Here is a 12,343-nt window from a genome sequence, read left to right as displayed (position 1 = left end):
TCAGACCTCCAGGTCGGACAGGGACGGGATGGCGGTGGGGGCCGCCTTCGCCGCTGTGGGGGTCGTGTCGAGGTGGTCCAGGAGGCCTTCGACGTACGAGACGTCGACCCTGACCTTCTGCACTCGCCCGTCCACGTCTCGCATCACGAACTCTCGGAAGCCGAGGCGGGACGAGGACGCGGTGTCCGCCTGGGAGAGGGAGGCGAGGGTCGCCTCGTAACCGTCGTGGACCGGGACCCGCAGGAGGCGGAGGGCCTCCGAGGCGATCTCCTGGTCCTCGGCGATGCGGCCCACGAAGACCGTCGACACCAGGTTCTGGACGTCGAGGCCGAGGATGTCGCGAGGGTTCTGGGAGGCGACCAGCGCCGCGAGGTTCCACTTGCGGGAGTCGCGGGCGAGGCGGACCAGGAAGGAGCGGCCGGAGCGCCAGCCTTCCATGAAGTGGGCCTCGTCCAGGCCGACCATTTTCCGCGACGACATCGAGCCGCCGTAGCAGCGGCGGACCGCGAGGCGGTGGGCCGTGTGCAGCATCGGCAGGGCCAGCGACTCCTCCGCCGACCAGTATTCGCGTTCGATCTTCAGGTCGGGCAGGCGCAGGCCGGCCATCGTGATGACCGTCAGGGCCGAGTCGGCGCCGAGCAGGTGCTGCGGCGGGCGGCCGAAGAACAGCAGGGCGAGGGGCATCTCCGCCGTGTCGAGCAGGAGGTTCGCCAGCTCCTTGCCCTCGTCGTTGTCGAGGTTCTGCAGCGTCGCCACGACGTCGTCGAGCGTGGACGTCTCCTCGGCCGGGACCTGGCGCACCGCGTGGCGCAGCAGCGTGGCCGTCGAGGCTTCCTTGGCGACCTGCGGCGGGACCAGCATGGAGCAGATGTCCTGGACCAGCATGCGACGTTCGGCGCGGGCGTTGGAGACGGCGATCTCGTACTCGCGGTCGCCGCCCGGGCCGGTCGCGAACTCGGTGCGGACCGGGGTCGGGATGAGCGCGTACGGCGCCAGCGTCCCCTGCTCGGAGCCGGTCAAGTTCAGGACCCTGCTGTACGGCCGGAGCTCCGGCATCTGGCACAGCCGGGCGAGCGGGCCGGACGGGTCCAGCAGGGTGACCTGGACGCCGCGGCGGGCGTTCAGGTAGCCGAGCGCACCCATGAGGGTCGACTTGCCGCCGCCGGGTTCGGCCACGAACACGCCGAGCCCGGAACGTTCCCGGACCTCCATCGGGAAGTGCAGGTCGAGGAAGACCGGCCGGCGGCACGTTCCCGCCGTACGCCCGATGAGGTCTCCCCGGCGGTCGCCGACCGTCGACGCGGCCTGCGGCAGGGCAGCCGCCAGCAGTTTGACCGGCATCCGGCGGACGTAGCCGGTGTTGGCGATGGGCTCGCCGGGGATGAACTCGCGGGCGAGCTGGTCCTGGTTCTTCGGGTGTTGCAGGGAGATGCGCAGCTCGCGGGAGTACAGCTGGATGAGCCGCCGCGCGCGTTCGAGGCATTCCTCCCGGGTACGCCCACCGACCGCGATCCGGTGCCAGCCGTGGGCCCGCGCGGACTCGACGGGCAGCCCGGTGGTCATCTCGTCGCCGATGACCAGCGCCCGCTTGGCGAGGCGTTCCAGTTCGGGCGGCGCGTCGATGCCGTGCTCGGCGTAGTCCAGCTGCTGGGAACGGATCATCCGGAGCCGGTGCTCGAGGTTCTTGAACGAGCTGTTCGGCCCGAGGATGTCGATGCGCGAGGACAGCTCCATCGGCCACGGGAGCCGCTCGTGGAAGTGCATCCACGGCTCGTGCTTCTCGGGGATCTCGAGCGGTTCCATCCGGCCGACGGACAGCACGGCGACGTGCCGTTCCTCGCCGGTCATGCGGTTGACCAGCTTGACCGTGGAGCCGTACGGGGTCCGGTACCGCTCCACCTGCTCGGTCAGCGCCAGCAGATCGCCGCGCTCCCAATGCCCGTTGGAGACCGGGGACAGCGGGCCGGGCGGGGCCATGCACAGCGCGACCGAGCGGAACAGCAGCCACTCGAGCTCCTGCGGGGTGACCCGCCGCCCGCGCATGCCGAACGCGTTGAGAACCTCGTCGAACTGTTCGACCGTACGGCCGAGCTTGCGCCGTTCGCCGTCCGAGGTGCCCCTGCCGAACATGCGCAGGATCCGCTCGGAGAACGTGTCGCCGAGCGAGCGCCGCGCGAACGTCACGCCCAGGTACGTCTGGCCCTCGGCGTGGTTCACCGAGAGCAGGTGGCGCTGGGCGGCGACGAGGTGGTCCGACCAGGAGGTGCCGCCGCCGACGTCGGGCAGCGGTTTGGCGGTGAGCGAGTCGACCGTGCGGGCCCACTCGTCGGCGGGGAACGGCCGGTTGGTGCGGCGCAGGTGCAGGCGGAAGCCCGCGAGGCCGGCGTACTGCTCGGAGATCGCCGACAGCAGCGCCTCCCGCTCGGCGTCGGGCCGGAACGCCCAGCGCACCTCGGGCAGGTAATACCAGGCGGTGACGGTGCTCTGGGTGAACGTGAGATGCCCGGCGATCTCGCTGATCTCCAGCTCGATGGCGGGGTCCCGGTCGCTGAACTTCAGCTTGTGCGGCCGCAGCGGCGCCGGCTTCGCGTCCTTCTTCGGCCGGACGGCGGGAAGGTTGGCCGGCTCGTCCTTCTTCTTGCGGCCCTGCTTGCGCGCGGGGGCCTTCTCCGGCATCGGCGCCAGGTCGGCGTGGTGGTCCTGCTCCACTTCGGACGGGTACGGCGGAAGCGCGCCGGCCGGGTACACCCCGGGAGCGGTGGCCGGCAGGGACCCGCCGGCCTGATCGGCCACCCGGACGTCGGTGGCGGGCCGGAAGCCGCCGCCCTGCCCCACCGCGTGGACGCCGGGCGCCGGACGATCGTGTCCCGCCGCGTGGACGCCGGGCGCCGGAAGGGCGTGTCCCGCATCGTGGAATCCGGCACCGGAGTGGACGTCGCCGGGCGCGAACGCTCCCGGCGCGGGAAGGGCTCCGTGCGGCGCGGTCGCTCCCGGAAGAGCCGTGGCCGGTCCGGGAAGGTGGCCGCCGGCCGTGGCGTCGCCCGGATAGGCGCCGGTCCCGCCGGGGTGAACGCCGGCGGCCTGCTGCCACAGCGGTGGCGTGGGTGCGGGGCTGCGCGGCTGGATCTCCTCCGGCCAGTCCTCGAGGCCGGGGTCGGACGCGTCGAGATCCTCGTAGAAGTCGGCCCGGGGCCCGACCGGTGCCCGCGTGTACGGCGACACCGGCGCATCGGCCGGCCGGGCGCCGGGACGCAGGGCGGGCTCGCCCGCGGCGAGGACCGCGGTGGGCGGAATGGCCGGCGGCGGCGCGACGAGCCGGTGCGCCGAACCCGGTGTCCGCTGGTCGCCCGGCTGCTCGGACCCGGCCGCGGCCGGGTCGTAGGCGGACGGCAGCGCACCGGCCGTCCCCGAAGCGACCGGCAGCACGCCGGCAGGCTCGGAACCGGCAGGCAGCGCGTCGGCAGGCTCGGAACCGGCAGGCAGCGCACCGGCGGCCGGCGGAGCGCCGGCCGACCCGGGCGCCGGGGGAAGAGTCCCGGCGGAAGCGATCTGGTCGGAGCCGCCGGAAAGGACAGTGGCCTGCGAAGCGACATCCGGCGAGCGCTCGACGAACGGCGGACGGACAACTGGCGGCTCCGAAGCCGACGCGACCGACGGCTGCGGGACCGACGGCGACGTGACCGAGGGCGGAGAGGCGACCGGCGGCCGGGAAGGCAGCGAGGTGCCCTGTGGCAAGGTCGACGGCGGCACGGTGGGCTGGGTGGGCACGGCCGGGGCCGGCGCGGGGGAGGTCGGGGCGGGGGACGTCGGGGTGGCCGCGCGGCGGGCGTCCTCGCCGTCGAAGTCGAAGCCGAAGTCGAAGTCGGCGTCCGGGTCGTCCGGCGGGGGCTCGGTCGCCGGGGCCTGGCGGGGCGTCGTGCCGCCGAACAGGTCGAGGAACGGCGAGTCGATGTCCATCGGGTCGGCCGGGGGCGGGGTGCCGTTGCCGCGGGGGCGTACCGGCTGGGGGGCCTGGAAGACGGCTACGGCGCCGTGTCCCGGGCCGGCCACCTGCTCCGGGTAGTCCTCCGGAGAGTAGTCGTTTGAACGCGCACCGTTACTCTGCCTGCCCGGCGGGGGCGTCTCCGCGCGGGGGTGCCCGGGCGGTGGGGAAGCGGTCATGCGGCGGCCCCGTTCGGGCTGGCAGCGAGAGAGGCAAAACCGGTCATACCAACTCCTCCCGAACCCGGATGCGAGTGGCGACAAGTCGCGGATCGCGCTGCTCGACGGCCGGCTCGCGGGTGCGTTTCCAGTCGGTGAGCGCGGTGCGGATGACCATCCGGGCGGGCCGGTCGGGGTCGACGTGCCGGAACACGTAGGACGTCGTCACCATGGCCAGGGCTATCTCCCACGCGGGGAAGGCGTCGAACTCCCACGTGATGAGATAGTGCAGGAAGACGTAGAGCGGAACGAGGAGGACGAACATCCCGTACTGCGCGTACGGAAGGTGCATCGGCAGGGTGTATCCGGGCGGACCCAGATAGACCAGGCGTGCCCGGTAGATGTCGTCGTCGGTGCGCAGCCGCATGGGAGCTCGGGCCTCAGCTGAAGATGAGGTCGATGAGGTAGTCGCCGACGAAGAACAACGTCGCGGCGCCGGCGATGAACGCGAGGCCGACGATGGCGATCGCGCTGCTGGTCAGCACCTTCGAGATCTCGCCCCGGCTGGCCCGGCCGATGAAGATGATGCCAAGCACGGCCAGCAGGATCGGGGCGATGTTGCTCGCGAAGAAGGTGACGACGCCTTCGGTGTTGATGCCCTTGGGCTCGGCGGCGGCAAGGGTGGCGCCATGCTGCATTGCCGCCGCGACCTGCGCGGCGAGCTCTGTGGCGATCATCGGTAAACCTCCCGGGTGCCCGGCGTGAGGGCGCCGGACACGCTGCAGTTGTGAAGCCTGACGGCAACGCCCATATGGTGCTACTTCCCGCTCACCACGTCGAGTGCGCGGCCTCGATGCTTAAGGGCACTGCTGTCCTACCCACGCCCGTCTGCTCTCTTCGGTTCAATAATGATGCCTAGCTCCGAAGCGTACGGGCCGTACTTCTTACCTACAAGCTGCCTGATTCGTTACCCAAGGTAAAGACGTGACTGAACTTGAGTCACGTCCGATCGTACACATGTTCTAAAGGCGCCTGCCCGGTACGGTCGTTCCGTGAGTGAGCCGACCGGTAGCGCAACGACCCGGCAGGGCGCGGGCGACCTGCTGCTTCATCAAGATCACCCGGTCGTGATGGGGGTGCTCAACGTCACGCCGGACTCGTTCTCCGACGGCGGGCGATGGGCGGACCTCGATGCCGCGGTGGCACACGGTGCCGCCCTGCGCGACGCTGGTGCCAACCTTGTGGACATCGGCGGGGAATCCACCCGTCCGGGCGCAGGCCGGGTGGACGCACCCACCGAGATCGCCCGCGTGCTCCCGGTGATCCGCGAGCTGGCGGCGGCCGGCGTACCCATGAGCATCGACACCACCCGGGCCGCGGTGGCCGCGGCGGCGCTCGAGGCCGGCGCGACCGTGGTGAACGACGTGTCCGGCGGGCTGGCCGACCCGGGCATGGCCGCGGTGGTCGCCGACGCCGGCTGTCCGTGGGTCCTGATGCACTGGCGCGGCCACTCCCGCCGGATGAACGACCTCGCCGTCTACCGGGACGTGGTGGCGGAGGTGCGCGACGAGCTGCGCCGGCGGGTGGACGACGCGGTGGCCGCCGGTGTCGATCCCGGGCGGCTCATCCTCGACCCCGGGCTGGGCTTCGCCAAGCGGGCCGAACACAACTGGGCCCTCAGCGCCCATCTCGATCAACTGATCGCTCTCGGTCATCCGGTCCTGTTCGCAGCGTCACGCAAGACGTACCTGGGGCGGCTGCTGGCCGGCGCGGACGGCGAGCCGCGCCCGGTGGACGGCCGCGAGGCTGCCACGATCGCGACGTCCGTTTTGGCGGTGGCGGCCGGGGCGTGGGGCGTACGGGTGCATGACGTGCGGGCCACGGTGGACGCGCTCGCCGTCTGGCGGGCCACCGGAGGCCCCCGACTCGAAAGGCACGACCATGACTGACCGGATCACGCTGCGCGGGCTTCGCGTACGCGGCAACCACGGGGTCTTCGACTTCGAGCGCCGCGACGGCCAGGACTTCGTGGTCGACGTGGAGCTCGAGCTCGACCTCGCCGAGGCGGCGGCCAGCGACCACGTCGACGACACCGTCCATTACGGGGAGCTGGCGGGGCGGCTCGCCGAGACGATCGCGGGTGAGCCGGTCAACCTCATCGAGACCCTGGCCGACCGGCTCGTCGCCGTGTGCCTCGCCGACGACCGGGTCGCCGCGGCCACGGTCACGGTGCACAAGCCCCAGGCACCCATCCCGCACGAGTTCGCCGACGTGGCCGTCACGCTCCGGCGTACCCGATGACCCGGGCCGTCCTGTCCGTCGGGAGCAACCTCGGCGATCGGTACGCACACCTGAGAACCGCCGTCGAAGGGCTCGGCGACAGCGTCGTGCTGGTCTCCGGCGTGTACGAGACGCCACCGTGGGGTGACACGGAGCAGCCGCCGTACCTGAATGCGGTCGTGCTCGCGGTCGACCCGGCGCCGGACCACCGGGTGTGGCTGGAGCGGGTGCGGTCGCTGGAGTCCGCCGCGGGACGGGTGCGGGATCCGGAGCGCCGGTTCGGGCCGCGCACCCTCGACGTCGACGTGATCGCCGTCTGGAACGACGACGGCACGCCCGTGACCAGCGCGGACGCCGAGCTCACCCTGCCCCACCCGCGTGCCTGCGAGCGTGCGTTCGTGCTCAAGCCGTGGCTCGACCTCCAGCCGTACGCCCAGCTGCCCGGCCACGGCTGGGTGACGGACCTGCTGAACGCGCCCGGCCTCACCGCCGACGCGAACGCGATGACCCCCCGGCCGGATCTGCCGTTAGAGTTCGAGGGGTGAGCAGCAACCCCGGCGGTGACGCACCCGACCCGTCGATGCGGCCCACCAGCCTGTCCGTGCTGGTGGTCGCCGCCCTGGCCGCGGCGGCGGTCGGCTGGCTCCTGCTGAGCTCCTTCTACGCGCAGATGCCGCGGCTGCCCTGGCTGCCGATCATCGTGCTGACGGCGCTCGCGGTCGCCGAGGCGTTCCTGGCGCAGAACACCAGCGCCCGCATCCAGCGCAAGCCCGGCGCGCCCCGGGTCGACCCGCTGGCGGTCGCGCGTTACGCCGTCCTCGCCAAGGCATCGTCGCTGGCCGCGGCCATCTTCGCCGGGTTCTCCGCGGGCCTGCTGGCCTGGCTCGCGCTGGAGCCGACCAAGGCCGCGACGGACGACGTGCCGGCCGCCATCGCGGGCGTGGTGTCGTCGCTGGCGCTCGTCGGGGCGGCGTTGTGGCTCGAGCGTGCCTGCCGCGTACCGAAGGAACCGGACCGGAAGAACGGTGGCGACCCCGGCAGACGGGCCGGACGGCCCTGATCGGGCACCGGTTCGGGGCTTGAACCGAAACCGCCTCGTTTCCGTATGCTGAGCCGCGGCGGAGGAGGTGGACGAGATGGCCTACGACGAGACCACATACCGTCGCAACGCCGGCGACGAGCAGACGCCGACCGATCCGGCGGCGTACCGCACCGGCGCGGCGGCCGCCGACTTCCGCGGGCGGCGGCGGGAGCTCGATCCGGACGAGTCCGGCGTGCGCATCACCGAACCGATCGGTGAGCCGGGGCGCCGCGGCGACGGCTGGGACGACGGCCGGGACCGCCTCGGCGTCCACATCGGCTGGGAGATCGTCCTGCTGCTGGCGGTCGCGGCCATCGCCTACCTGCTCTATCGCCTCGATCCGGCCGCCCTGCGCCGCCCGGCACTGGACACCCTGCTCATTTCGGGTGCGTCGCTCGGGCTGCTGGCGCTCGGGGCGGGGTTGACGCTGCGTGCGGGCGTACCGAATCTTGCCGTCGGCCCGATCGCCCTTGCCGCCTCCCTGCACTTCGCCGAGAACGGCGACCAGGGCCTGGCCCGCGCCCTCGTGCCGGCGCTGGCCATCGCCGCGGCCGGCGGGCTGGTCGCCGCCGTGCTGATCCTGGTGCTGCACGTGCCCGGGTGGGTCGCCTCGCTGGGCGGCGCGCTGGGGGTGATCGTGTACGACCAGCTGCGCACCGCCCCGGTCGCAGTGCAGGGCACCTACGACCCTGCCGACCAGGCCTTCTATCTGTTCGGGGGGTTCGCGCTGCTGGCCGTGCTGGGCGGCGCGCTCGGCACCGTCACCCCGATCCGCCGCATGGTGGGCCGGATGCGGCCGAACGGCGACCCGGCCCTGCGACCCGGCGGCGCGGCCGCCCTGCCCGTGATCGCCGCGCTGGTGCTCTCCTCCGTCTTCGCGGCCGGCGCCGGCGTCCTGATGGCCGCGCAGTCGAACGTCCCCATCGTGCCCGGCACCGGCCTCGAGTGGACCGGCCTCGCGTTCGGCGTGGCGCTGCTCGCGGGCACGAGCGCGTTCGGGCGCCGCGGCGGCATCTTCGGCACGCTGCTCGCGGTGGCCGGGCTGACCCTGTTCCTCGACTACGCCGACCGGCGCAACTTCGACATCGCGCTGTTCGCGATCGGCGGCGCCACCATCGGTGCCGGCCTGCTGGTCACCCGGCTCGTGGAGACGTACGGCCGGCCCCTCGCGCCGGCCGGCGTCGACGAGGAGTGGAACGGCGCCGCGCAGACCGGCGGGACCTGGTCGCCGGACCTGCCGGAGACCTGGTCGCCGTCGACCAGCCCCGCGCACAGCCGCTCCAACGACCAGTGGGACCTGGGCCCCTGGGGCAGCAGCCGCTGACGCCGCGACGGCGGCGGCGGGCGAATCCGGCCGCGGCGGCGGTCGCCGGGGCCGCCGCCCTATGCTGGCTCCATGACCGACGCGACCTTCGCCGAGCTGGACGCCCTGCCCACCGAGGAGCTGCGCGAGCGCGCCTTCGCGAGGGCCCGGGAACGCCGCGACCTGAGCTTCTTCTGGTCGGTGTTCAAGCACCTGCCGGACTCGGACGAGGCCGCCTCGCTCGACGGCGCCCCGAACACGGTCGGCCCCACCATCGACGAAGCGGTGGCGTTGTGGCGTGAATTGACCGGACATGGGTACGGAGAGCAGGAGCCGCTGCTTCGGGCCGCCTTCATCGACTACCTCCAGAAGCACTAGGGCATCCATGCCCGTCGTTTGAGAAGGCGTGCTTGCTGGGAATTAGCGGTTCATGGCTCTCACCAACCGCTACAAGACCGCGCCGGGTGCGGGCACTCTCGCCGCACTCATCCTGGTCCTGGTCTTCGGCAGCCCCTGGTATGCCGACTGGGCCGCGGACAACACCAACCCCGGAACCGCCGGAGGCTGGTGGCTGCGCCTGCTCGCGTGGCCGCACTGGCGCTTCGACTCCGATGACACCCTGCGCTCGATCATCATCGCCGACCTCAAGGCGATCCTGGTCGTGGTGCTGACGCTGCTCTTCCTCTACCTGCTGCCCGGCTCCCAGCTGGCCCGGGCGCGCGGCACGATCAGCCAGTTCTTCGCGGGCTGGTCGGCGTACGTCTTCGCCGGCGGCTTCGCCGCGCTGCTCACCACCCTGTTCCTGGCCAACCCGTCGCTGCTCGGCGCCTTCCGGGCGGCCGGCGAGGGCGCCACGTACGGCCTGTTCGTCGGCTGGATCATCGGCCTGGCCACCCTGGGCGGTCGCCGGGGCACCCGTTAGCCCTACCGGACCGGGCCGGCGAGATCCCCCCGCCGCCGACGCCCGGTCACCCAGGCGCGAGAGGTGCCGCAGCCCCCGCCTCCGGCACCTCACCGCCGCGCCGAACCGCAGCCCGGGCCGTCTCCGGTCCGGGCTGCGGTGCGTCTCAGGCCGTCGCCGGGGCCTTCTTCTGCTGGGGTACGTCGAACAGCGACGAACGTGACACAGTCCCCACCGGCGTGCCGTCCTCCACCGCCACCACGTTCAGCGCGTCGCTGGTGAGCATGGCCGCGAGGGCGTCGTACAGGGTGCCGTCCGCGTCCACGGTCGGCAGCCGTTCGATCTCCTCGATCCGGCCCACGGGCCGCATGATCTCGCGCACCTTCGTGACCGCCAGCCGCCGGACGCCCCGGTCGCTGCCGACGAACTCGCTGACCGCCTCCGACGCCGGCTCGCTGAGCAGCTCGGCGGGGGGTGCGTACTGCAGCAGCCGGCCGCCCTCCGCGAGCACCGCGATCCGGTCGCCGAGGCGTACGGCTTCGTCGATGTCGTGGGTGACCAGCACGATCGTCTTGCGTACGGTCTCCTGGAGCCGGAGGAACTCCTCCTGGAGCCGGCCGCGCACGATGGGGTCGACCGCCGAGAACGGCTCGTCCATCAGCAGCACGCGCGGGTCCGCGGCCAGCGCCCGGGCCACGCCGACCCGCTGCCGCTGTCCGCCCGAGAGCTCGTGCGGGTAGCGGCCGCCGTACCGTTTCGGGTCGAGGCCGACCAGCTCCAGCAGCTCCTCGGCGCGCGCCCGGGTCCGCTTCTTGTCCCACCCGAGCAGGCGCGGCACCGTGCCGACGTTGGTACGGATCGTCTGGTGCGGGAACAGTCCCACATTCTGGATCACGTAGCCGATGTGCCGCCGCAGCTCGACCGGGTCCTGGGCGGCGATGTCCTGCCCGTCGATGAGGATCCGGCCCTTGGACGGATCGATGAGCCGGTTGAGCATGCGCAGCACGGTGGACTTGCCGCAGCCCGAGGGCCCGATGAGGACGGCCAGCTCGCCGGCGCGTACCTCCAGGCTGATGTCGCCGACCGCCACGGTGCCGTCGGGATAGACCTTGCCGAGGTTCTCGAGCGTGATAGACGCCGCGGTCCGGCCGACGCCGGAGTCGTTGATCGCGGTAGCGTCCACGTATGTCCTTCCTGTCGAGGGCCCCGGCGCCTGCGTGGCCCCTGGCCGCCCCCGCTGATGACGGGCCGGGAAATCCGTGGTTCTCCTGGCGCTATGTGCACGACAACGCCGACGAGATCCTGACCGCACTCCAGTCGCACGCGGGTCTCACCGCCCGCGCGGTGATCATCGCGTTGGTCGTCGCCCTGCCGCTCGCGGTCGTCGCGTACTGGTGGCGACCGCTGACCGGGCCGATTCTTGCACTCTCGGGCGTCCTCTACACGATTCCGTCGCTGGCACTCCTCGCCCTGGTCGCCCCGGCGGTCGGCACCACGAGCGATACGTCGGTCCTGATCGCCTTGGTCCTGTACGCCCTGCTCGTCCTGGTCCGCAACGCCCTCGCCGGCCTGGTCCAGGTGCCCGCCGAGGTGCGCGACGCCGCCGCCGGCATGGGGTACGGGCGCCTCGGCCGGCTGTTGCGCATCGAGCTGCCGCTGGCGCTCCCGGGCATCCTCACCGGGTTGCGGCTCGCCACGGTCTCCACGGTGGCGCTGGTCACCGTCGGTTCGCTGATCGGCAAGGGCGGCCTGGGCGACATGATCCTCGGCGGCTTCCGCAACAACTTCTACAAGGCCGAGATCATGACCGGCACGATCCTCTGCGTCGGCCTGGCGCTCGTGCTCGACCTGGCGCTCGCCGGGGTCGGCCGGCTGCTGACGCCCTGGGCCCGGGAGCGGCGATCGTGAACTATCTGCACGAGGGCATCGTCTGGCTCAACGACCCGCTGAACTGGACCAACCCCGGCGGCCTCCTGGACCGGCTGACCGAGCACCTGACCATCAGCCTGTGGGCCGTCCTGCTGGGCTGCGCCGTGGGCTGGCCGCTCGGCATCTGGCTCGGGCATCGCGGCCGGGGCGGCGGGGCGGTCATCACCGTCGCCAACCTCACCCTGGCGATCCCGACGCTGGCCCTGCTGACCATCCTGCCGCTGACCCCGCTGGGCTTCGGCAAGCCGCCGGTCGTGGTGGCGCTCGCGGTGTTCGCCGTGCCGCCGTTGCTGGCCAACGCGTACACGGGGCTGCGGCAGATCGACCCGGAGACCCGGGAGGCCGCCAGGGGCATGGGGCTGTCCGGCGGCCAGCTGCTGCGGCGGGTCGAGCTGCCGCTCTCGGTGCCCTACCTCGCGGCCGGATTGCGTACGGCGGCGGTCCAGGTCGTGGCCACGGCGGCCCTGGCGGCGTTCGTCAACGGCGGCGGGCTGGGCGAGATCATCGCGGCCGGCTTCGGCATCGGGATGAGCGCCGGCGGCGGCGGGCAGATCGTGGCGGGCGGCATCGTCGTCGCTCTGCTGGCCCTTCTCGTCGAGGGGGTGCTGGCCGTGGTGCAGCGCCTGGTGACCCCGCCTGCGTTGCGCGCGCAGGCGCGCCGGAAGCGTCCCACCGCGGCGGCGCCGGCGGGCTGAGCAGCCTCGCCGCG

General features: G+C 72.6%; 13 protein-coding genes. 9 read left to right on the top strand and 4 right to left on the bottom strand.

Annotation, left to right across the window (positions count from 1 at the left end; genetic code table 11):
* The 3 genes from CLV70_RS17070 to CLV70_RS17060 all read right to left on the bottom strand — a co-directional run bounded on the left by CLV70_RS17070 (window position 1) and on the right by CLV70_RS17060 (window position 4,877).
* Complete coding sequence (locus tag CLV70_RS17070) at window positions 1-4,050, bottom strand: ATP-binding protein (protein ID WP_245908281.1); 4,050 nt, start codon at window positions 4,048-4,050, stop codon at window positions 1-3.
* 154 nt (window positions 4,051-4,204) lie between these two features.
* Window positions 4,205-4,567 carry a hypothetical protein gene (locus tag CLV70_RS17065; protein ID WP_106127497.1) on the bottom strand — a complete coding sequence of 121 codons (363 nt, stop codon included), beginning with the start codon at window positions 4,565-4,567 and terminating at the stop codon, window positions 4,205-4,207.
* Window positions 4,568-4,580: 13 nt separating this feature from the next.
* Window positions 4,581-4,877, bottom strand: coding sequence for a hypothetical protein (locus tag CLV70_RS17060; RefSeq protein WP_106127496.1), 297 nt, complete (start codon window positions 4,875-4,877; stop codon window positions 4,581-4,583).
* Between the two features lie 393 nt (window positions 4,878-5,270).
* Here CLV70_RS17060 and folP point away from each other — a divergent pair, with 393 nt between their 5' ends.
* From folP to CLV70_RS17025, 7 genes are all read left to right on the top strand, one after another.
* Window positions 5,271-6,089 carry a dihydropteroate synthase gene (folP, locus tag CLV70_RS17055; RefSeq protein ID WP_106127495.1) on the top strand — a complete coding sequence of 273 codons (819 nt, stop codon included), beginning with the start codon at window positions 5,271-5,273 and terminating at the stop codon, window positions 6,087-6,089.
* Window positions 6,082-6,441, top strand: coding sequence for a dihydroneopterin aldolase (folB, locus tag CLV70_RS17050; protein ID WP_106127494.1), 360 nt, complete (start codon window positions 6,082-6,084; stop codon window positions 6,439-6,441). Before folP ends, folB begins: the two co-directional genes overlap by 8 nt.
* Window positions 6,438-6,965: a 2-amino-4-hydroxy-6-hydroxymethyldihydropteridine diphosphokinase gene (folK, locus tag CLV70_RS17045; protein WP_106127493.1), complete on the top strand. Its 528-nt coding sequence runs from the start codon at window positions 6,438-6,440 to the stop codon at window positions 6,963-6,965. Before folB ends, folK begins: the two co-directional genes overlap by 4 nt.
* A complete protein-coding gene (locus CLV70_RS17040; RefSeq protein WP_425440173.1) occupies window positions 6,962-7,480 on the top strand; it encodes a DUF3180 domain-containing protein in 519 nt (172 codons plus the stop codon). Before folK ends, CLV70_RS17040 begins: the two co-directional genes overlap by 4 nt.
* A 76-nt stretch (window positions 7,481-7,556) precedes the next feature.
* On the top strand, window positions 7,557-8,825 hold the full coding sequence (locus tag CLV70_RS17035) for an ABC transporter permease (RefSeq protein WP_106127651.1): 1,269 nt from the start codon (window positions 7,557-7,559) through the stop codon (window positions 8,823-8,825).
* A gap of 72 nt (window positions 8,826-8,897) precedes the next feature.
* Window positions 8,898-9,182 carry a hypothetical protein gene (locus tag CLV70_RS17030; RefSeq protein ID WP_106127492.1) on the top strand — a complete coding sequence of 95 codons (285 nt, stop codon included), beginning with the start codon at window positions 8,898-8,900 and terminating at the stop codon, window positions 9,180-9,182.
* Between the two features lie 52 nt (window positions 9,183-9,234).
* Window positions 9,235-9,726: a hypothetical protein gene (locus tag CLV70_RS17025; protein ID WP_106127491.1), complete on the top strand. Its 492-nt coding sequence runs from the start codon at window positions 9,235-9,237 to the stop codon at window positions 9,724-9,726.
* Between the two features lie 145 nt (window positions 9,727-9,871).
* Here CLV70_RS17025 and CLV70_RS17020 read toward each other — a convergent pair whose 3' ends face one another.
* Window positions 9,872-10,888, bottom strand: coding sequence for an ABC transporter ATP-binding protein (locus tag CLV70_RS17020; protein WP_106127490.1), 1,017 nt, complete (start codon window positions 10,886-10,888; stop codon window positions 9,872-9,874).
* 2 nt (window positions 10,889-10,890) lie between these two features.
* On the opposite strand from CLV70_RS17020, the gene CLV70_RS17015 reads away from it, so the two are divergent.
* Window positions 10,891-11,613: an ABC transporter permease gene (locus CLV70_RS17015; RefSeq protein WP_106127489.1), complete on the top strand. Its 723-nt coding sequence runs from the start codon at window positions 10,891-10,893 to the stop codon at window positions 11,611-11,613.
* Complete coding sequence (locus CLV70_RS17010; protein ID WP_106127488.1) at window positions 11,610-12,329, top strand: ABC transporter permease; 720 nt, start codon at window positions 11,610-11,612, stop codon at window positions 12,327-12,329. Before CLV70_RS17015 ends, CLV70_RS17010 begins: the two co-directional genes overlap by 4 nt.
* The last annotated feature ends 14 nt before the right edge of the window (window positions 12,330-12,343 follow it).

This window comes from Pseudosporangium ferrugineum (assembly GCF_003002065.1).
GTDB classification, from domain to species: domain Bacteria; phylum Actinomycetota; class Actinomycetes; order Mycobacteriales; family Micromonosporaceae; genus Actinoplanes; species Actinoplanes ferrugineus_A.
Note: the sequence above shows the minus strand (reverse complement) of the source record. Positions and strands in the feature narration are given on the sequence as shown.

Coding starts and splice junctions, on each gene's coding strand:
- CLV70_RS17065 (WP_106127497.1), bottom strand. CDS start 4,567: ATGCGGCTGCGCACCGACGACGACATCTACCGGGCACGCCTGGTCTAT.
- CLV70_RS17060 (WP_106127496.1), bottom strand. CDS start 4,877: ATGATCGCCACAGAGCTCGCCGCGCAGGTCGCGGCGGCAATGCAGCAT.
- folP (WP_106127495.1), top strand. CDS start 5,271: ATGGGGGTGCTCAACGTCACGCCGGACTCGTTCTCCGACGGCGGGCGA.
- folB (WP_106127494.1), top strand. CDS start 6,082: ATGACTGACCGGATCACGCTGCGCGGGCTTCGCGTACGCGGCAACCAC.
- folK (WP_106127493.1), top strand. CDS start 6,438: ATGACCCGGGCCGTCCTGTCCGTCGGGAGCAACCTCGGCGATCGGTAC.
- CLV70_RS17035 (WP_106127651.1), top strand. CDS start 7,557: ATGGCCTACGACGAGACCACATACCGTCGCAACGCCGGCGACGAGCAG.
- CLV70_RS17030 (WP_106127492.1), top strand. CDS start 8,898: ATGACCGACGCGACCTTCGCCGAGCTGGACGCCCTGCCCACCGAGGAG.
- CLV70_RS17025 (WP_106127491.1), top strand. CDS start 9,235: ATGGCTCTCACCAACCGCTACAAGACCGCGCCGGGTGCGGGCACTCTC.
- CLV70_RS17015 (WP_106127489.1), top strand. CDS start 10,891: ATGTCCTTCCTGTCGAGGGCCCCGGCGCCTGCGTGGCCCCTGGCCGCC.